Source organism: Acetobacter sacchari (genome assembly GCF_017377715.1).
GTDB lineage: Bacteria > Pseudomonadota > Alphaproteobacteria > Acetobacterales > Acetobacteraceae > Acetobacter > Acetobacter sacchari.
Genome location: NZ_JAFVMF010000012.1, coordinates 39,825 through 59,398 on the forward strand (window position 1 = coordinate 39,825; position 19,574 = coordinate 59,398).

The 19,574-nt window shown below is 61.5% G+C and carries 15 protein-coding genes; 7 read left to right on the plus strand and 8 right to left on the minus strand.

Features of this window, described 5'->3' with window-relative positions; translation table 11 throughout:
- Nucleotides 1-475: 475 nt before the first annotated feature.
- Together trpE and J2D73_RS11990 are read right to left on the minus strand one after the other, a co-directional pair.
- Nucleotides 476-2,008, minus strand: a complete 1,533-nt coding sequence (trpE, locus tag J2D73_RS11985) for an anthranilate synthase component I (protein WP_207881793.1) — start codon at nucleotides 2,006-2,008, stop codon at nucleotides 476-478.
- Entirely contained in the window at nucleotides 2,008-3,951 is a 1,944-nt protein-coding gene (locus tag J2D73_RS11990) for a peptidylprolyl isomerase (RefSeq protein ID WP_207881794.1), read from the minus strand. The genes trpE and J2D73_RS11990 overlap by 1 nt, the downstream gene beginning before the upstream one ends.
- A gap of 21 nt (nucleotides 3,952-3,972) precedes the next feature.
- On the opposite strand from J2D73_RS11990, the gene J2D73_RS11995 reads away from it, so the two are divergent.
- From J2D73_RS11995 to kdsA, 5 genes are read left to right on the plus strand one after another with little or no spacing between them, the layout of a single operon-like run.
- The gene (locus tag J2D73_RS11995; RefSeq protein WP_207881795.1) at nucleotides 3,973-4,233 is read left to right on the plus strand and encodes a hypothetical protein; all 261 of its coding nucleotides are present in this window, start codon (nucleotides 3,973-3,975) and stop codon (nucleotides 4,231-4,233) included.
- Nucleotides 4,230-4,979 (plus strand): triose-phosphate isomerase, encoded by a 750-nt coding sequence (gene tpiA / locus J2D73_RS12000; RefSeq protein ID WP_207881796.1) that lies wholly within the window; start codon nucleotides 4,230-4,232, stop codon nucleotides 4,977-4,979. The genes J2D73_RS11995 and tpiA overlap by 4 nt, the downstream gene beginning before the upstream one ends.
- Nucleotides 4,980-5,032: 53 nt before the next feature.
- Nucleotides 5,033-5,413: a preprotein translocase subunit SecG gene (gene secG / locus J2D73_RS12005; RefSeq protein WP_207881797.1), complete on the plus strand. Its 381-nt coding sequence runs from the start codon at nucleotides 5,033-5,035 to the stop codon at nucleotides 5,411-5,413.
- A gap of 60 nt (nucleotides 5,414-5,473) precedes the next feature.
- Nucleotides 5,474-7,117 (plus strand): CTP synthase, encoded by a 1,644-nt coding sequence (locus tag J2D73_RS12010; protein ID WP_086644404.1) that lies wholly within the window; start codon nucleotides 5,474-5,476, stop codon nucleotides 7,115-7,117.
- Nucleotides 7,114-7,959 carry a 3-deoxy-8-phosphooctulonate synthase gene (gene kdsA, locus J2D73_RS12015; protein ID WP_207881798.1) on the plus strand — a complete coding sequence of 282 codons (846 nt, stop codon included), beginning with the start codon at nucleotides 7,114-7,116 and terminating at the stop codon, nucleotides 7,957-7,959. The genes J2D73_RS12010 and kdsA overlap by 4 nt, the downstream gene beginning before the upstream one ends.
- Before the next feature lie 20 nt (nucleotides 7,960-7,979).
- Here the strand turns inward: kdsA and J2D73_RS12020 are convergent, their stop codons facing one another.
- From J2D73_RS12020 to J2D73_RS12040, 5 genes are all read right to left on the minus strand, one after another.
- Entirely contained in the window at nucleotides 7,980-9,512 is a 1,533-nt protein-coding gene (locus tag J2D73_RS12020; protein WP_207881799.1) for an HAL/PAL/TAL family ammonia-lyase, read from the minus strand.
- Between the two features lie 126 nt (nucleotides 9,513-9,638).
- Nucleotides 9,639-10,844, minus strand: a complete 1,206-nt coding sequence (locus J2D73_RS12025) for an MFS transporter (protein WP_207881800.1) — start codon at nucleotides 10,842-10,844, stop codon at nucleotides 9,639-9,641.
- Between the two features lie 92 nt (nucleotides 10,845-10,936).
- Nucleotides 10,937-13,396, minus strand: coding sequence for a TonB-dependent receptor (locus J2D73_RS12030; RefSeq protein ID WP_207881801.1), 2,460 nt, complete (start codon nucleotides 13,394-13,396; stop codon nucleotides 10,937-10,939).
- A gap of 357 nt (nucleotides 13,397-13,753) precedes the next feature.
- On the minus strand, nucleotides 13,754-14,161 hold the full coding sequence (locus J2D73_RS12035) for a RidA family protein (protein WP_026397145.1): 408 nt from the start codon (nucleotides 14,159-14,161) through the stop codon (nucleotides 13,754-13,756).
- 279 nt (nucleotides 14,162-14,440) lie between these two features.
- On the minus strand, nucleotides 14,441-15,118 hold the full coding sequence (locus tag J2D73_RS12040; protein ID WP_207881802.1) for a DUF1028 domain-containing protein: 678 nt from the start codon (nucleotides 15,116-15,118) through the stop codon (nucleotides 14,441-14,443).
- 60 nt (nucleotides 15,119-15,178) lie between these two features.
- Here J2D73_RS12040 and J2D73_RS12045 point away from each other — a divergent pair, with 60 nt between their 5' ends.
- The gene (locus J2D73_RS12045) at nucleotides 15,179-16,096 is read left to right on the plus strand and encodes a LysR family transcriptional regulator (RefSeq protein ID WP_026397143.1); all 918 of its coding nucleotides are present in this window, start codon (nucleotides 15,179-15,181) and stop codon (nucleotides 16,094-16,096) included.
- Between the two features lie 10 nt (nucleotides 16,097-16,106).
- On the opposite strand, the gene argE is transcribed toward J2D73_RS12045, so the two are convergent.
- A complete protein-coding gene (gene argE / locus J2D73_RS12050) occupies nucleotides 16,107-17,276 on the minus strand; it encodes an acetylornithine deacetylase (RefSeq protein WP_207881803.1) in 1,170 nt (389 codons plus the stop codon).
- Nucleotides 17,277-17,746: 470 nt separating this feature from the next.
- On the opposite strand from argE, the gene J2D73_RS12055 reads away from it, so the two are divergent.
- Nucleotides 17,747-19,375: an amidohydrolase gene (locus tag J2D73_RS12055; protein ID WP_207881804.1), complete on the plus strand. Its 1,629-nt coding sequence runs from the start codon at nucleotides 17,747-17,749 to the stop codon at nucleotides 19,373-19,375.
- Nucleotides 19,376-19,574 lie beyond the last annotated feature (199 nt).

Below are 19,574 nucleotides of genomic sequence, written 5' to 3' on the forward strand. Positions count from 1 at the left end.
CTTACGCTCGCCATTGCCACAGCAACAAAAGCCACAATAAAGAAATATACTCATTGCGGCCTGTATCGATACAAACATAAAAATCCGTGCGGCGTTCCGCCAGTCAAACGGGACTAAGATAGGCACGAAGCGCGCAGAATTACGAAGGTCGGCTTGAGTTTGTCACTGTGAAATTTGGCGAAACGCTACGACTCAAGCCTTTGATGGCTCGTTCTCTAAAAACTTCATGAGTTTAAAACGCGACTATCACCTCACCCATCAATTTTTTTTATTCTTATCAACTACTCTAAAATGATCCGCTCAACCCATGCGCGGCATAAAGCCTGTTGGCTAAGAAAATTCTTCCCAACGCCTTACTAAAATAAAAACAGAGACGGCTTCTATTGCGAGGCAAGTAACTCTGGGGCTCGCTTTTTCGGCGAGGGACCAAAAACAACCGCCGAAAGCGCGCTCCGGCCCTCATATGAACCTATTCTCAGTCGCCCCTGTTTCGCATGGCGACGCGCACTGCCTCATCAGCAGCACGGAACAAAGCACGCGCCTTGTGCTCCGTCTCCTCACGCTCCAGCTTCGGCACGCTGTCCGCGACGACGCCACATCCGGCCTGAACGTGCATCTTCCCGTCCTTGACCACCGCCATGCGCAGGCCAATGCAGGTGTCCATGTCCCCGCCCGCACCGAAATACCCGATGCAACCGGCATAGGTCGCACGTCGTGAGCGCTCGACCTCGTCGATGATCTCCATAGCCCTGATCTTCGGCGCCCCGGTCAGAGTCCCTGCCGGAAACGCCGCGACCAGCGCATCGAGCGCCTCCAGTTCGAGACGAAGCATACCTTCGACCGTCGATGATATGTGCATGACGTGACTGAAACGCTCGATCACGAAACTCTCCGTGACCTTCACCGATCCTGGCGCCGCGACGCGTCCAACGTCGTTACGCCCGAGGTCGATCAGCATCAGATGCTCCGCCCGCTCCTTCTCATCAGCGAGCAGATCCTGTTCGAGGCGCAGATCTTCCGCGGCGTCCGCGCCGCGCGGGCGGGTGCCCGCCAGCGGACGCACCGTCATCTTGCCGTCGCGCAGACGGACCAGAATTTCCGGCGACGATCCAACCAGAGAGAACCCGCCGAAATCGAGATGGAACAGAAACGGCGCCGGATTGACGCGCCGCAACGCGCGATAAAGCGACAGTGACGGCAGCCCGAATTCCGTAGTGAAGCGCTGGCTAGGCACAACCTGGAACGCATCGCCCGCCGCGATATATTCCTGAATACGCGCGACGATCGCCTCAAATTCCGCCGCCGAAAACGTCGAACGCGGCGGCTGGATGGCGCTGACATACGGATCTTGCGGCGGCGTCAGAGGAGCGGCGAGACTGGCCCGCGCGCGGGCGATCAGATCCTCGGCGCGATCGAATGCGGCTTCGGCCGTCGAGCCCTCGGTGGGACGAATTGGCGCTGCGAGGATCAGTTCGTCAGTCACCGAGTCGAAGATCGCAAACAGACCCGGCCGCATGAGGATCGCCTCGGGCAATCCGAGATCGTCGGGCGGCGCGTCAGGCAGCCGCTCCATCTGGCGAACCATGTCGTAACCGAGATATCCGAACAGCCCCGCCGTCATCGGGGGCAACCCGTCCTGCAACTCAAGGCGGCTCTCATGGATCAGCGCTCGAAGACTGTCCAGCGGCGCGGTCTCCAGCGGCGCGAACGCCTCCGGGTCGGCGCCCGGCGTCCGATTGATCGAGGCTTTTCCGTCGTGGCAGCGCCATACGAGATCAGGCTCTAGCGCGATCACGGAATAGCGTCCGCGCGACACGCCGCCTTCGACCGACTCAAGCAGCAGCGTGTTACGTCCACCCTGCCGGTTCAATGCGACAAGCCGCATATAGGCGGCGACAGGCGTCAGTAGGTCCGCCGCTTCCACGGCGTAGATCACCGTGGCTTCGCCTCGTCCCCAGGCCTCCGCACACTCGGCGCGAGTGGGAGAAGAAAAGCTCGTCAAACGCATCAGGAGCCGTCTCCGAAGCCCGCCATATCAAGCGCCGCCTTCACCCCGGCGGGAACAATCTTCGCCTTGTAACGCTCGCCCAGCGACCTAGTCAGCACCCCGGTCAGATCTGACGTCAGCGAGTCGGTCAACCCGTCGCGAACGCGCCCGAACCCGAGTGAGTCGGCGGCGGGATCAGGATGCTGCACGGCCGTCGCGGTCACGACGATGTAGCTTTCCGAATCTTCTCCCATGACGCTACGCCCGGCAGGCATTCTCAGCACCGTCTGCGCCAAATCCTCCGGCAGTCCTTCCGGCGGCCGCGCGCGCGACGCGAAGACGCCCTTCTTGAGGTCGGCGCCCGTGGGAGCTACGGCCGCAATGCCGCCCTGCTGCTGGGCGGCCAGATACAGGCCCGTAGCCTGCTCGTCCGCCGCATGCCTGCGCGCCTCGTCCCGCCACGCCGCGATTACGCGAGCACGAGCCTGATCGAACGGCACCGGCTGACTCACCGTCACGTCGTCGACTGAGACGGCGTACCAGCCAAGCGACTGGCCCGGCTGCCCCTGCTTCGCCGGAGCGGTCGCTTCCGTCAGCACGGGAGGCGCGCCTTTCGCCTGCGAGAAAATGCGCGCCACGACAGCGTCCCGAAGCGCACCGGACGCGGGCAGGGGCGCGGGCTCGCCGTCTTTCGTCATGCCTGCTGAATCCAGCGTGCCCGCAGCGGCGGCCGCCCCAAGGTCGGATGGAATCGCGTCGAGTCCGCCTCCGGCGATCGCGTCCTGCAGCTTTTTCACATTGGCGTTCACCGTCTCCGGCGCACGCGCCTTGACGATCTGATCCTTCAGCGAAGCCTTCGCGTCGTCAAAGCCCGTATCCTTGGGCGGCGTGACCTTGACCACATGGAAGACCACCCAGCCGGTATCGACCTTCACAGGCCCCTGCACGGTGTCGGCCGGAGCCGAGAAGACCAGCTTCTGCAGGGCCTCCGACGGCAGGCTGCTTTCGCGCGCGTCGTCGAACTCCACGGCGGCGCTGTCCTTCGCCGCCGCCTGTACTTGGGCCCAGGTCGCCCCGCCGCGCCATACTGTTGCGATCGCCTGCGCCTGCGTCTCGTCGGGCGCCGTCACAAGCTGAACGCTGCGCAGTTCCGGCAGATGGAACCGCTCTTTCTGCGCGTCATAGAGACGATGCATTTCCTCGTCGGTCGCAGACACGGTGGACGCAACCGTGTCGGGCGACAGAACGACAACTCTTGCATGACGAAGTTCCGGGCTGACGAACAGCCACGGGTGGTTCGTATAGAACCGCCGCAGAGTGGCGTCGTCGGGGTCTTGCGGCATCGGTTCGGACGCAAACGGAATGTGAAGCACGTCCAGAACGCGCGTCTCCGTCTCAAAGCCATATGTCCGGCTCACCAGCACGTCGGGGACATGAGCGCCGGATAGAGTAGCGTCGAGCACACCACGGCCGGCGAGGTCGTCGCGCACGAGACCGATCAGGCGCTGCTCCGTCATGCCTGCCTGCGCCATACGCGAGTCGAACAATTTACGGTCGAACTTTCCGTCCTTGTCCTTGAAGTAGGGCATCGCAAAAATTTCTTCACGGACGGCGGAATCGGGGACCACGAGACCCATCGCCGCTCCAGCCTCCAGCACCTGCGCCTGGCCAATCAGCCGTTGCAGCACCTGTTGCGCCATCTGATTGCGGAACTGGGGCGGAAGGTTCTTGATATCGGGCGCGCCCATGCGCTGCGCCATCTGCGGCAGTTCGGCCTGCAGCGCCGTCGCCAGTTCGCGAGAGGAAATCTTGCGCGACCCTACGCTGGCGGCGACGGACGGATCATCCCCGAGATTGCTGATCACGTCACCCACACCCCAAGTGACGAATGCGATGAAGATCACCAGAGCGAGGACCCGGCCGACCCATGAGTCGACGACGAAACGGCGCAGAAACGAGATCATAAGGGAAGCAGTCCGGGCGGTTTGACGTATCAAGGATGCCGGGCGGCTTGCGATGACGCGAAGCGTCCGGGCGGCGCACCTTATTCATCCCTCGCCCTGTTGACCAGAAGCGGGGCTTACAAGCTGCGCCACAAGTTCAGGCGGCGCGCATTTACCCCCGGCTTGCCCGATCGCGCCGCAGTGGATTACGCATTGTCGAACAAACATGACGCGCGGAAAGACGGGACGCGGGAAAGACAGGCGCGCCAGAAGACGAGCGCGTGGAGGGGAGACGTCGGATGAGCAGGCCACTCGTTGTCGGAAACTGGAAGATGAACGGCCTGCGCGCCGACTCCGCCGCCCGCGTCAATGCGCTCCTGGACGGGTTGCGCGAGAAACCCGCCGCTGGCGTTGACGTCGCGATCTGCCCGCCCTTCACCCAGTTAGCGTTAGTCGGCTCTCAGCTTGAAGGCGCGCCCGTCGCCCTCGGCGCACAGGATTGCCACAAGGCGGAGCGCGGCGCACACACGGGCGACACCTCTCCCGAGATGCTCTCGGACGCGGGCGCCTCTTACGTTATCCTCGGGCATTCGGAGCGTCGTCGTGATCACGGCGAGATCGACGAAACAGTGCGCGAGAAAGCCGTCGCCGCCGCCAAGGCCGGACTGACGCCAATCATCTGCATCGGAGAGACCGAAGATCAACGACAGAGCGGGGAAACGGAAAGCGTCCTCGGCTGGCAGATCAAGGGGTCGCTGCCGGACGGTTTCACCGGCGTCGTCGCCTATGAGCCGGTCTGGGCGATAGGCACCGGCCTCGCCGCGACCAGCGAAGATATTGAGGCGACTGTAGGCTTCATCCGCGCTGAACTGGTGCGCCAGTTCAACGAGAGTGGAAAAACTCTCCGGATTCTGTATGGTGGTTCCGTCGATGCTGGGAACGCCGGATCGATTCTGGCTATCCCCAACGTAGGGGGCGCGCTTGTCGGCGGCGCCAGCCTGAAGCCGGACGCGTTCCTGTCCATCATTCACGCCGCGCCGGGCGCCTGACGCCCGTCAGTCTCAAGGCCGCGCGGATCGTTTAATTTCGAACCGGATACTCCATGACCACCGCCCTGCTCGTCCTGCATCTTTTCGTCACCATCGCCCTCATCGGAACGGTGCTCATTCAGCGCAGCGAGGGCGGCGGTCTGGGCATCGGCAACTCGCAGGGCATGGGCGCCTTCATGTCAGGACGCGGCACGGCTAACCTGCTGACGCGATCCACCTCCATTCTTGCGGCGCTTTTCATGGTGCTGTCCCTGACGCTCGCGGTCATCAACCGCGGCGCGGTCACAGGTGGCGGTCACGACATCCTCGCAACTCCTGCACAGACCACGTCGACCCAGACTGCGCCCGCGCCGAGCGCAACTTCCCCGGCCACTGTCCCTGCAGCGGCGTCCACTGCGACCACCACGCCTGCGCCCGACGCCACGCAGCACTGAGCGCCCGACGCTCATTCCGTACTTCCCTCTCCCTCCCCTGTCGGTGTAGGGAGAGCGTCCATGACGCGGTTCGTATTCATCACCGGCGGTGTGGTGTCCTCTCTCGGCAAGGGAATCGCATCTGCGGCTCTTGCCGCCCTCCTTCAAGCGCGTGGATACTCGGTTCGGCTTCGCAAGCTTGACCCGTATCTGAACGTCGATCCGGGCACGATGAGCCCGTATCAGCACGGCGAAGTGTTCGTCACGGACGACGGCGCCGAGACCGACCTCGATCTCGGTCACTACGAGCGCTTCACCGGCGTCAACGCCACGAAATCAGATAACGCGACCACCGGACGGATTTACTCCGACGTGATCGCCCGTGAACGACGCGGCGATTATCTCGGCGGGACCGTGCAGGTCATTCCGCACATCACCGACGCCATCAAGGAGCGCGTTGTCGCCGACACCGAAGGGCTCGACTTCGTGCTGGTCGAGATCGGCGGCACCGTCGGCGACATCGAGAGCCTGCCGTTTCTTGAGGCCATCCGTCAGCTTCGCAACGACCTCGGCGTCGAGAACACCATGGTGGTGCATCTCACGCTGCTGCCGTGGATTCCCTCGGCTGGAGAGTTGAAGACGAAGCCGACGCAGCATTCGGTCAAGGAGTTGCAGAACGTCGGCCTTCAGCCGCAAATTCTGCTGTGCCGCTGCGATCGCGCGATTCCCGACAACGAGCGGCGCAAGATCGCGAATTTCTGCAACGTGCGCCCGGAAGCCGTCATCGCTGCGCGCGACGTCGACACGATCTACGCCTGCCCCCTGTCTTATCATGCGGAGGGCATGGACACGGAAGTGCTGCGGTATTTCCACCTGCCCTACGAGGACGAGCCGGATCTCTCGGGCTGGAAGCGCATCGTCGACGCCATTCGCGAGCCGGAAGGCGAGGTCCGTATCGCCGTAGTCGGCAAATACACGGCCATGCTCGACAGCTATAAATCGCTGAACGAAGCGCTGCTGCATGGCGGCATCGCCAACAAGGTCCGCGTGAAGCTCGACTGGGTCGAATCGGAGACATTCGAAAGGTCGGGCGAAAAATCGGGCGTGTCCCTCGATCGTCTCCGTGAAGCGCACGGCATTCTGGTGCCCGGCGGCTTCGGAGAACGCGGCTCCGGCGGCAAGATCGAAGCTGTGCGGTTTGCGCGCGAGAACAAGGTGCCGTTCCTTGGCATCTGTTTCGGGATGCAGATGGCGGTCATCGAATGCGCGCGCAATCTTGCAGGACTGCCGAAAGCGTCTTCGACCGAGTTCGGCCCTACGGATGAACCCCTGGTCGGCCTGATGACCGAGTGGGCACGCGGCAACGAACTGCTTCGCCGCCGCGAGGGCGGGGAACTTGGCGGCACGATGCGCCTTGGCGGCTATCAGGCGAAGCTGGCCGAAGGCTCGCGAGCGGCTGAAATTTACGGCTCGACTTCGGTTCGTGAGCGGCATCGTCACCGCTACGAGGTAAACGTCCACTACAGGGACCGCATCGAAGCCGCCGGCTTGAAGTTCTCCGGCATGTCGCCTGACGGCATTTTGCCGGAAGTCGTCGAATACCCTGACCATCCCTGGTTCGTGGGCGTTCAGTACCATCCGGAACTGATCTCGCGCCCCTTCGCGCCGCATCCGCTGTTCTCCGGCTTCGTCGCCGCCGCGCTACAGAAAGCACGCCTCGTATGAACACGGAGAACACGTCCACCCCACGAGCGGTCAAGGTCGGCGACGTCGGCGTCAGCAACGCGTTGCCGTTCGTTCTGATCGCCGGTCCCTGCCAGATCGAATCAGCCGGCCACGCGAACGATATGGCTTCCGCGCTGGTCGAAATCTGCGCCCGGCTGGGCGTCGGGCTGGTCTACAAAAGCTCGTTCGACAAGGCGAACCGCAGCAGCCTTGGCTCCCAGCGCGGCGTGGGCATGGCGAAGGGGCTGGAGATTCTCGCAGGCGTGCGCGAACGTTTCGGCGTTCCGGTGCTGACCGACGTGCATTCGGCCGAGCAATGCGCGCCAACCGCCGAAGCCGTCGACGTGTTGCAAATTCCCGCATTCCTATGCCGCCAGACCGACCTCCTTCTGGCGGCGGGCGAAACGGGCGCTGCGATCAACGTCAAGAAGGGGCAATTTCTTGCGCCGTGGGACATGACCCATGTCGCCGCGAAGATCGCCTCAACTGGCAACGAGCGCATCATGCTGTGCGAACGCGGGGCCAGCTTCGGTTACAACACGCTGGTCAGCGACATGCGCAGCCTGCCGATCATGGCCCGCACAGGCTATCCGGTGATTTATGACGCCACGCACTCCGTGCAGCAGCCGGGCGGACTTGGTTCGTCTTCTGGCGGCCAGCGTGAGTTCGCGCCTGTGCTGGCGCGTGCGGCTCTTGCGGTCGGCGTCGCCGGCGTCTTCATGGAAACGCACGAAGACCCGGACAGCGCGCCGAGCGACGGGCCCAACATGATTCCGCTGCGCGAAATGGAAGCGACATTACAGACGCTGATCCGCGCCGACCGGGTGACGAAACCATACTGACGAGGCCTGTCCCGGAGGCGTCACTCCGAGACAACCATCGCCACAGGCGTCTCCGCGAGACGCGCTTTCATCCCGGCGATATCTCCGGCCAGCGGCCTGTCGTCGGCATACCGGGCGACGCCGCTTCGAACGAACTCAAATATCAGACGAGTGCGCGGAGCCAGATCCCCGGCACATCCGACCAGGTCGCAGGCCTGCGCGGCCGCTAGCAGCTCGATCGTCAGAATCAACGCGGTTCGATCGAGAATCGTCTGAGCTTTCATGACGGCCGCGGTTGCGTGGCACAGCATGTCTTCCTGCAATGCCGACGTGACGCCTCCGTCCAGACTGGCCGGAAATCCATCGCGACGATTGGCCGAAACTAGCGCAGAGGCCGTGTACTGCGCGATCATGAAGCCTGATTCCGCACCAGACGCCCCCGCCAGAAAAGCAGGCAGCCCACTCAGCACCGGGTTGAGCATCCGATCGAGGCGGCGCTCCGACATCATCCCCAGTTCCGCAATGGCGACGCCGAGCTGGTCAAAAGCCAGTCCCATATCCGGGCTGACCGCGTGCGCTTCCGACATGGCGAACGGTCCATCGGGACCGTCAAGAAGCGCCGGATTGTCTGTGACGCTCGCCAGCTCCCGATCCACGCAATCCGCCGCGTTCGCCCAGACGTCCCTGACCGCCCCATGAAGGTGCGGAATGGTCCGTAAGCTGAGCGCGTCCTGCGTACGCTTGCCGCGGGCCGCCTCGATCCGCGCCGAACCCTCCAGAAGCTTCGCCATGCGGGCGGCGACAAGCGCCATGCCGAGGCGGGCGCGTAAGGTCGTGGACTCAGGTCGAAAAATTACGTCCTGCCCTTCCAGACATTCGAACGTCAGGGCTGCAATAGCGTCCGCCCACTCGAGCCACCGTTCCAGCCGCGCCAGCAGAAGCGCGCCCATCCCCGTGGCGCACGGCGTGCCGTTGACGAGCGACAGCCCCTCCTTCGCCTCCAGACGCAGAGGCTCCTTGCCTATCCGCGCAAGCGTGGCGACGCCCTCCGTTTCCCGATCTTCGCCGGGCAACACAGCCGCCCCCTCCCCCACCAGTGTGAGAGCGATATGCGCCATGTGGGTCAGGTAACCGACCGATCCGTCTCTCGGGACCGACGGCGTGCAGCCTGCGTTCAGAAGGTCGAGAATCTGCGCAACGACAGCAGGGCGGACGCCCGATCGGCCGTGCGCAAAATTATTGACCGCAGCGACCATGATCGCCCGTGTTTCGACAGGCGGCAGTAGCGCGCCAACGCCCACGGCGTGGCTGCGCAGGATGTTATGGGACAGCGCGCTTTGAGCTTCCCGCGAGACGACGACTTCGGACAACGCGCCGACCCCTGTCGTGACGCCATAAACCCGGTCGCCGCTGGCGACGATGGCGCGACGGCGGTCGTCTCCGGCAGCCACGCGTGCGAGTGCTGCCGCTGAAAGGATCACGCGCTTCCCCTCTGCGACCGCGGCGACGTCGCGCCAACGCAGACTTTCCTTCAGTTCGATCACGCCATCGGACGATGCATGGGTGTGCGGCATGAGAGGAATTCCTTGCAGGCGTCAGAGTATTATCCGAGCGAACGGAATCATTCAGTCGGATCAGGATGCTCGCCAAAACAATAAGCTGGAGCAACATCCGTGAACGGACGTGGCTCCAGACGACGTTCAGAGGGCTGCGCGAAGTTCCCGATGCAGCACAGGATAGCAGAACGGAATCGCAAGTCCGGCAACCACGGCGGCCATCAGCGCCAGAGTCAGAAAACTGCCGTGATCCACCACCAGCCCGCCAAGCGGCGCGCCCAAAGCGAACCCCAGCCTGTCCATTCCACTGCACAAGGTCCCCGCCTTACCAGTGTCGTCGAGAGAGGCGGCGCTCCCAAGCAGATACGCGTAAGACAGCATCGAAAACACCCAGAATCCCGTGATGGCTATGGCGTAACTCCACGGACTCCAGGCTGCGCAGGAGAAGAAGCAGGCAGCCGCGACGCCCACCAGACTGGTAAGCAACACGACGGAACGCGGCAGCATCGTCGCGATGACGGCGCCGCCGAAACTGCCAAGCACGCCAGCGATGATTCCGACAGATGACAGGGTGACGATGAATTTTTCAGTCAACGCCAGATGGGCGCCGACACGCCCGGCGAACGACCACGCAACGCTTTGACCAAGCGACGACAACGTCCACATGACGACCAGCGCCACGCCGCCCGCGCTGAGACGCAGCGGCGCACGCTCATGGGCCATCGGCGCGTGAGGAGCCCTGCGGAGCATCAGCAGTAACGGCGTTGCGACCAGCATCGGAGCGCAAAAAGCGAGAAACGCGCCCAACGGGCCGCATAGACGCGTCGCCAGCGGCACCAGCGATATCGCCCCGACTATGACGATCAGGCCGCCGCCGCTTGCAATCGAATACACGCGATCGACGTTGCGCGACGCGGACACTGCCTGAATATAGGAGCGCGCCAAAGATCCTGAGGCGACTCCGATCAGAATTGCGCAAGTCCAGCAGGCGAGCGTCGAGCGCGCGACACTGAAGAGCAGTATGTTTGCGATTGCGCCAAGGGCCGCTCCAGCTACGGCGGTCACGACTGGCGGAAGTGGGCGATGCAGGCGCGACAGGGCGATCATCGTCAGCGACAGGGCGATGATCTCAAAAAAACCGAACCATCCGGAATTCGTCGCTGAAAAATTCGCGCCAGTCATCAACGCGTCGACCTGAAACGGCATCGCAGAGGAGGCCAGATGCGCCGTGCCTGAACCGATACAGGCGCCGATCAGGACCGGCAGAGGCAACACAGCCACCGACGGAGAATCGTCCCGACTATTTCCTGAGTTTTCGGACTGGAAATCCGCATAACTATCCATCGTCATGCGGATATCACTCTCGATCTGTTGGTAAGCGAATCGATTTTTGCAGAGCACAGGCGCAACCGATCACGCCCTACCCCCATTCCGATCGATTATCAGAACCCAGTGCTGAAGGTCGCCAGACAGGCGAAATTCGGCGCCGCGAGAAGCTGTGCCGTGCCCGCGGTCGTTCCCGGCGAATACACGCCCGAGAGATAATGGTGATCGGCCAGATTGATGATATTCAAACGAATTGAAGGAGACTTCATGAATCCGATCTTCTTCATCCGCGCGCCGATCATCATGTCGACCTGCTTGTAACCCTTGATCTGCTCGTCATTCGTGTAAGTGCTGTACTGCTTGTCGACATAGCGAAGCGTCACGCTGCCGAACATCGTACCGTCGTCGTAGTTGAGCGCGACTGACGCCTGCCAACGCGGCGCGGACGGCGCGATTTTCCCTTTGGTGTTGAGATATCCGCCAGTATCGTCAGGAATATTGTTATCCGTCGTGGCATAGAGGTATTCGCCAGAAGCGTAAGGCGAGAAGTGATGCCACGGACGCAGGCCCATCTGGGCGTCCACGCCTCGGATCGTCATGCCGCCGACGTTCATCGCAACAGGCAGCGGGTTGGCGCCGTTATAGGCGTTCACCTGATGGTTAGTGAAGTTGTAGTTGAACCCCGTGATGGACGCGTTTCCAAGGCTGCCGGAATACCGCGCGCCGACTTCTTCGACGATGCTGTATTCATTTTTCAGCTTCGTATTGCCCGTGGTGATCTGCGATCCGTTCCAGGGGTTATCGTAAGCGTTATACATCGCAGTACCGACTGGCGTGCGAAAATTGGTGTTGACGCTGGCGAAAACCATGACGTTCGGATTGACGTGGTAGTCGATGGACATCCGCGGCAAGGGCTCTGCGGTATTGTAGCCTACCTTGTAATATCCCTCGACAGGCTGACCAAACGTGCCGTCGCGCGAGATCATCGCTTCCTTGAAACCTGCAGAAATATGCAGGCGATCATTGAGAAGCGTCACCTGATCGCCGATATAGAGCATATTGGTCATGGTGATCGTGTGGTACGACTGCTCGCTCAAAAGCGTCCCGTCTGTCAGCTTCAGATTGTAGCGACCATCGAAGTTGGCGGCCTGACCGGTCGCGGTCAGCGCGGAAAAGGGCTCGAGAGCCTGCATATCGGTATAACCAAACCACCAGCCGAACGTCAGTTCGTTGTGTTTGGTCTTGTATTTCACCGACGAATTAAGGCCAGCGTACCCTTCGGTGCCGAGCCAGTTATACATGGCGTTGATGGCTTCGCCTTGCGCGGTGCTATAGGTGGCGGCGTTGCCGGTCGCGATCGACGCGCCAGTCGTGCCCGTTCCGTTGTAGTTGGAGCCATTGATCGCCAGCAAACCGCCGTAATCGCCTGCGCCGTTCGAAAGGCTGCCTGCACCGAACGGATAGGCGCCGCTTCCGTGATAGACATACGGCGAAACGTCGAAAGTCAGCTTCGGGCTCGCCTCGAAATGCATCGGCGCGCTGATCAGAATGTCGGCCCAGTTGGTCTGATAAAATTTATAGTAGCTGTTCAAACCGTTATAGCTGGCGTCGTTGACGTTATATGTACCCGAGAAATTGTGGCTCAACCCCTCCTGATTCCACTGACTGACGGAATCGTAGGTCGGATAATACGCCGTGTTCTCATTGTTGTAGGATCCGGCGACGGAAATAAAGCTGTTGCCCCACTCCTTGATCGCCTTGAAATCCATATGACGTCGGTTGTTCCTACCGGGGCCACGCCACGCCTTGCCGGAAAGATTGGAGTAGGAAGCAAACGCGCGAACGCCGCTATGGCCGATTTCGCCAGTGTCGTAACGGATGAACTGTCGATTCAGCTGATGCGTGCCGTAGCTGACGTCTAACTCGCCGCCATGCTCGTACTTCGGATTGCGCATATTCACGGCCATGATGCCGCCAGCGGAGTTCGTCAGTGGCGAATTCAACTCGCCCGACCCCTGCTGCAACTGCACATTATCCATGTTTTCGGAGTCGATCCATTCCGACGAATTCGGCGTGTAGTCGTCGGGATCGTTCATCGGCGCACCTTCGAAGGTGTAGCCGATCTGCTGCTGGTTCATGCCGCGCACGGTGATCATCGATTCATCGCTGACGCCGAACGGATCGCCCATGGCGACGTTGGCGCCCGGCGCCATCTGGATCAACGCCAATGCATTGGAGGCGGGAGACTGCTTCGAGATATATTCGTGCGTAACCGTGCTGACGGCTTTCGCTGCAGTTTCCGCGCGCATCATGCCGCCGCCCGAAACATGCCTGTGCCCGACGGCCGCAACGGCCTCTGTTCCGGCTGCGTTAAAAACGGTCGGCGCCCGCTTTACAGGCACCGCTGCAGCGGCGCCCCCATTACGTGGAGAAATTGCCGAACTCGCCGCGGCGCTAGCGCCTGATGACCCGCGATGATGGGCTCGCGTGGCGGCTCCCGCCGCCCCTGCGAGCGCGATCGCCAAAATCGCTGAAACTGCCACGCAGCCGGTAAGGCATGTCGTGTGTTTGATCATCTCGCCGCAACTCCTCACCACGACGCCCCAATGCGCCAGTTATGTCCTGCCGCATGCGGCGTCGCACACGTCGCCCCGAAAGACGCTAACCATTATTGATTATGGTTGCATATACGGAATGTGGGCGACAAGCCAAATTCAAAACATTTTCGGAACAAAAATTGAATGTTGCGATCTTACAACACTCACCAAAATCTCCGCGAGACGCGGGACATTCAACAGCCGACGACGCCGGGCCATACTCGCCTTTTTGAGCCGGAAATCAGTCCTCGCAATTGAACTCAAATTGGATGGAATAAACGCCGACGATCACCACAAATCACTCACCGAATTGTATATACAATACTACGTCGGCGATTATGGAAGCTCGGCAATTACGTCCACCTCAATCAACCATTCTGGCCGAGCAAGAGCCACGACGACGAGTCCAGTGAAAACCGGAAATACGCCCTTCATCCACTTGCCAAGCACACGGTAGGTCGTTTCGCGATGACGGATATCGGTCAGATACACTGTCACCTTGCAGATATGCGCGAGTTCCGCCCCACATTCGCGCAGCAGCAACTCGATATTCTGCATCACTTTCTCCGCCTGCCCCTCCGGGTCGCCCACCGCGACATTTTCTCGCGTATCCAGATCCTGAGGAACCTGCCCGCGCAGATAGATGGTCTTGCCAGCCACCACCGCCTGGCAGAGATCGTTATCGAGGCTCTGCTCCGGGTAGGTGGCTTTCGTATTGAACGGACGGATGCGTTTGTGAATCATACTCTTGTCTTTCCCTGACAGTGACGCTCTCATCAGGAACGCCTTGCCTAAACCTGAATAGTCTCAGACGCAGCCCGGCAAGCGAGCCTGACGAAGCAGTAACCACCGCCCCCGTCACAGCCACGGTGTCCCGGCGATACGTCGCCAACGCGCGGGCGTGACGCCCAGAACATCCGAACAGTAGGGTTGCGCATCGTTCTGACCAAGCAAGGACTACCGATGCCTATCATCAGAAAATGCGATGTAAATTTCGAAATAACAATTTTTTACAAAATTCATTCATTCGTCGCCGGGCACCCCATAGGACGGGGCGCCCAGCGGATTCAGCGCACGACTAAGATAATCGCGCATTTGCGGTCGCCACAGCTCCCACAAGCCGCGCAGATCAGCGACAGGCGCCTCTGACCAGTCGATCCGCAAGTCGACAAGCGGCCACGCCTCACCCTCGACGATCTGCAATCCTGCCGAGTGCACCGGACCTGCTTCGCCGCCCACAGCCAAGCCAGCCTCCAAAGCAAGTAGAATCCTTTCAGCCAACTCCTGTTCAGGGTCGGACGCGACAAAGGCCGCAACGATCGCTGCCGGGACGCCGTCATTCGCCAGAAGGTTACCTGCGGACACGACGTTAGGCGCCAGAGCTTCCGCGTTCACGCCAAGGGTCCGCCCCCCCGACCATATCGCCCCCTCGCCATTTCCATCCACGATGGTCACCTGCCTGAATTCAGCATAGGTCGCCGCCGCAGACACCCGATCGCGGGCAGCGGCCGCCGACATTCCCCCTGCGAGAAAATCGAGAGCTTTCGGCCCCAGGCGTGGATCGGTGACGTTCTGGGTCGTCACGGCGCCAACTCCTGCGCGAGCGAAAGCGCATCGCGCCGCGACCGCCGGCGATGACGAAACGACGGCGACGCCGAATTGACCCGTACGCTCACATCGGGCGACAATGGAAAACGTCATTCTCTATACCTCTCTATTGACGGGTGTCGGCATGCCCGATGGACCGTTCGGAGCAACTCCATGCGGTTCACCCTGAGACAAATCGAATATTTCGTGGCGGCTGCTGAAACTGGATCGATCACAGCGGCCTCGCGACAGGTCAACATTTCGCAGCCGTCCATATCCGCAGCCATTTCCCAACTGGAGGCGGCTTTCAACATTCCGCTTTTTATCCGCCATCACGCCGCCGGATTGTCGTTGACGCCGGAAGGCCAGAGCTTTCTTCGGGAAGCGCAAAGCCTTCTGCTTCATGCGCAGGAATTCGACGCCGAAGCAGCGGGTCTGTCCAACCGGATCAATGGCCAGGTCGAAATCGGCTGCATGACGACGCTGTATTCGCTGATCGTCCCGGAACTGCTGCAGTCGTTTGAAAACCATCATCCGGCTGCGCGGCTTCTCGTCAGCGCCGGGCATCACGCCGAACTTGTGGACCGCCTGCGACGAGGGGAAATTTCCGCATGCCTCGCCTACGATCTTAACACCCCGCCGGACGTCCAGTTCGAACCGCTGGCCACCTTGCCCCCCTTTGTCATGGTGTCGACCACGCACAGGCTTGCGCGCCGCAAATCCGTTTCGCTGTCCGAACTGATCGACGAACCCTTTCTCCTGCTCGACCTGCCTCTGTCGCGTGACTACTTCCTCGGCCTGTTCAGTCAGCAGACTCTGTCGCCGAAAATCGCCGGACGTTTCGGCAGCATCGACGTTGTTCGCAGCCTTGTAGCGCGCGGCGACGGTTACGGGCTGGCGAACGCCCGGCCGCGCAACAAGGCGGCGTTGGACGGAAGGGCGCTGGCCTACCTCGCCCTGAAAGACGACGTCCGCCCGCTGCGCTACGGCATAGCGACGATCTCCGGAGTGCGACGGACCGCCCGCTGCCGCGCTGTTCTCGATGTGTGTCGCAAGCTGCTCGCCGGAAAAAAATTGCCCGGCAGCGACTGACGCGTTTCTTTCAGACAAGCGCATCAACGAGCTTTGACAGGAACCTCTCGCACCCGGCCAGTTCGCCACGCGTGACGTATTCGTCCGCCTTATGCGCACGATCTATCGACCCCGGACCGCATATGATCGTGTCCAGACCAAGTTTTTCCTGAAACAGCCCGGCCTCCGTCCCGAATCCTACAGTTACGACGTCATTACGTCCTGCTGCAGCCAGCACGAGCGCGCCTGTCGCAGAGCCCGCCTCGGCTTTAAGGCCCGGGTATGCGTTAATGACCTCGATCCCGATTCTACCGCCCGGAAACTCGCACTGAACGCGCTCTGCATGCCGCTGCAGACGCTCGATCCAGACATCCGACGCTTCTGCGGGCAAAAGCCGCATCTCAAAGTCCACGGTACACAGATCGGGCACGATATTCAGCGCCACGCCGCCAGATATCAGCCCAACCTGCGCGGTGTTGTGCGGCGTCTCGAACATGGCGTCCTGCCGTCCGTTCGCGATCATATCCGCCTGTATGGCCTCGATTTCGGAAATCATGCGCGAAGCCATAAGAATTGCGTTGCGACCCAGCGCAGGATTAGCGGAATGCGCAGCCTGTCCATGACACGTAATCCGCGCCGCGACTTTGCCCTTGTGCGCGACGGCGATCCGTAACCCGGTCGGTTCGCCGACCACGCACCCGGCGGCGGCGAACTCCCGCTCCTGCAATCGTCGCAACAGCGAATGAACGCCGACACAACCGATTTCTTCATCATAGGAAACGGCGAGATGCAGCGGCCGAGCCAGGGACGGTCGCGCCGCCGCGTCGCGGATCGCCGTGACGGCGCAGGCCAGAAACCCTTTCATGTCGCTTGAGCCGCGTCCGAACAACTTGCCGTCGCGCTCTGTCAGGCCGAACGGATCAGTGGTCCACGACTGCCCTTCGACCGGCACCACGTCGCTATGAGCGGACAACACGAGGCCGTCTGGACGATCAGGACCGACGCTTGCGATAAGCCCCGCGCGCCCCGGTTCGTCCCCCGGCACGATTTCCACGCGCGCGCCCGCCTCCGTCAGCGTGGCGGCGAGCCAGTCGATCAATTCAAGATTATCGTGACGACATATGGTCGGAAACGCGACGAGACGTTCCAGCAGCGCCACCGTTCCTGCCGCAGTCTTCCGATCCGAGTGCTCCGTCTCCATCGCGCCGCCTCACATGAAATCATTGGCGCGCCGGAGCCCCGACGCCCGGTGCGGCCATAGCCGCACTGGACAGAATGCACGCAACCCCCATCGCCCACGCATCGAAACTTCCGAGGCGGGGACACGCCTGCGCCTAGCCAACGCCGCCAAAATAAGCGCCGACGCCTACGAAACGATCAATCCTTGTTCAAGGCTTTAAATCGCGGAAAGCGGGCAGGTTCCGATCTTCATTTCTATAACAGCAAACGATCCGGAGCAGGCAAGAGCATTTCCGCGTCGTTCAAATGTTTGGCGCGCTCGCCACTCTGACGACGTCGCCCATTGCGGCCAGATTGGCGCTGTCACGATAAGCTTATACAATCAGGGCCATATATGAGCCTGAAATGCAGATCGCTCAGGCTCACGCAGACCCCGGACAGCGGGCGCGACGCGCGCAAGGGGCTTCAGCTTTATCTTCGGGGAACACAGGCATGACGCTCGACCTGGCCCTTCTCAACGCCACGGTTCATACAGGATCTCACACTTGGCCCCTGATCGGAGCGGCCGTTGGGATATCCAATGGACGCATCGTCCATATCGGCCCGACGGAAGAGATCCGCGCCTTATGCCGCCCTGAGACGACTATTCGAAATCTGGACGGCATGTTCCTGACGCCCGGCTTCATTGACGTGCACGTTCATGTGTTAATGGCGGCGGAATACCTCTCTGCGGTAGGTCTTCGCGACGCCCGTAGCATGCAAGAGGTCGTGGACCGTGTTGCGACGCGCGCCGCCGCCACTCCGGACGCGCCCTGGATATACGGGCTCGAATGGAGCTACGGCTACCCTGACCTGCCCGGCGGTGTCTTCGACCGCGCGATGCTGGACGCGGTCTCTTCCGACCGGCCGATCCTGCTTGTTTCCGCCATGGCGCACGCCGCCTGGGCCAACAGCCGCGCTCTCGAAATTGCGGGAATCACCGCCGAGACCCCCGACCCGCCGAACGGCGAGATCGTCCGCCGGCCTGACGGTTCCCCCTCGGGCTGGCTCAAGGAGCACGCCGTTGATCTGGTCCGCCGCCACATGCCCGCTGCAAATGAGCAGGATCGGCGACGCGGCCTCGATCTGGCGTTCCAGGAAGCGGCGCGTTGCGGCGTGACCCGGATGCAGAGCGCAGCCTTCGACGAATCGCTCCTTCCCATGCTGCACGATCTTGAGTTATCCGGAAAACTCCCTATCCGGATTGGCATGATGACGGAAATCGCGCCGCCCTCAATGGCGGAAGCGAGACTGCGCGACGCAGTTGCGCTGCGCGCAGCCTATGACACGGATATGCTCCGCATCGACGGGCTGAAATTCTTCCTCGACGGCGTGCTTGAATCCCATACCGGATCCATGCCGGATGGCTATGCGGATCGGCCGGATCTGGCCGGCGCGTTGCTGTGGGAGAGGGAACCCTATATCGACGCCGTCCGCCGCGGCATGGAAGCTGGTTTCACCACATGGACCCACGCCATCGGTCCCGGCGCCATCGCCCTCTCTCTGGACGCCATTGAAGCCGCCGGGCCGCTGTCGCATCGTCTGCGGCCGCGCGTAGAGCATGTCGAACTCCCTTACCAGGCGGATATTGATCGCTTTTCTCGCATTGGCGCCATCGCGAGCATGCAGCCTGTCATGGTCGCGCCGTCCGATGTCTGGATGGGCATGGAAGGCGTGTGGGAAGCCCGCGTCGGAACGCAACGCCTGCAAAACGCCTTTCCCATGCGCGCCCTTCTGGATGCTGGGGCCAGGCTCGCATTTGGCACCGACTGGCCCATAGTGCCGCTTGATCCAAAGCTGGGCATGCGCAAGGCGGTGCTGCGCCGTCCGCTTGGCGCGCCCGCCGACGCCGGGTGGGTGAAGCGGCAGGCGATAACGTTCCCGGAAGCCTTTCACGCCTATACTGAAGGCGCGGCCTACGCAGCAGGGCGTGACCTGGACGAGGGGAGGATAGCCGAGGGCGCGTACGCCGACCTTACGGTGCTTTCCGCGAACCCGTTCACGGTCGATCCCGACGTCCTCCCTTCACTTCAGAACGTCCTGACCATCGTGGGCGGGCGCATCACGCACGAGACGCTGTAATTCACTTCTTTCTGTCGATATTATTTTCATAATTTATAACATCGTTTTTCACAAAACTTACAACAGAGAGCATTCACTGATCGAACGCATAAGGCTCTTAGCGACGGAGAAAGGGAACTCTGTCCGTTACCCGGCACAAGCGGATGGGGATTCATCGTCATAGCGAAACGTCCGCACTCATGAGCTATAGCTTACGCAG

Bases quoted from the DNA above. Each gene is read 5' to 3' on its own strand.
- trpE (WP_207881793.1), bottom strand. From the start codon at position 2,008: ATGCGTTTGACGAGCTTTTCTTCTCCCACTCGCGCCGAGTGTGCGGAG.
- J2D73_RS11990 (WP_207881794.1), bottom strand. From the start codon at position 3,951: ATGATCTCGTTTCTGCGCCGTTTCGTCGTCGACTCATGGGTCGGCCGG.
- tpiA (WP_207881796.1), top strand. From the start codon at position 4,230: ATGAGCAGGCCACTCGTTGTCGGAAACTGGAAGATGAACGGCCTGCGC.
- secG (WP_207881797.1), top strand. From the start codon at position 5,033: ATGACCACCGCCCTGCTCGTCCTGCATCTTTTCGTCACCATCGCCCTC.
- J2D73_RS12010 (WP_086644404.1), top strand. From the start codon at position 5,474: ATGACGCGGTTCGTATTCATCACCGGCGGTGTGGTGTCCTCTCTCGGC.
- kdsA (WP_207881798.1), top strand. From the start codon at position 7,114: ATGAACACGGAGAACACGTCCACCCCACGAGCGGTCAAGGTCGGCGAC.
- J2D73_RS12020 (WP_207881799.1), bottom strand. From the start codon at position 9,512: ATGCCGCACACCCATGCATCGTCCGATGGCGTGATCGAACTGAAGGAA.
- J2D73_RS12025 (WP_207881800.1), bottom strand. From the start codon at position 10,844: ATGACGATGGATAGTTATGCGGATTTCCAGTCCGAAAACTCAGGAAAT.
- J2D73_RS12030 (WP_207881801.1), bottom strand. From the start codon at position 13,396: ATGATCAAACACACGACATGCCTTACCGGCTGCGTGGCAGTTTCAGCG.
- J2D73_RS12035 (WP_026397145.1), bottom strand. From the start codon at position 14,161: ATGATTCACAAACGCATCCGTCCGTTCAATACGAAAGCCACCTACCCG.
- J2D73_RS12040 (WP_207881802.1), bottom strand. From the start codon at position 15,118: ATGACGTTTTCCATTGTCGCCCGATGTGAGCGTACGGGTCAATTCGGC.
- J2D73_RS12045 (WP_026397143.1), top strand. From the start codon at position 15,179: ATGCGGTTCACCCTGAGACAAATCGAATATTTCGTGGCGGCTGCTGAA.
- argE (WP_207881803.1), bottom strand. From the start codon at position 17,276: ATGGAGACGGAGCACTCGGATCGGAAGACTGCGGCAGGAACGGTGGCG.
- J2D73_RS12055 (WP_207881804.1), top strand. From the start codon at position 17,747: ATGACGCTCGACCTGGCCCTTCTCAACGCCACGGTTCATACAGGATCT.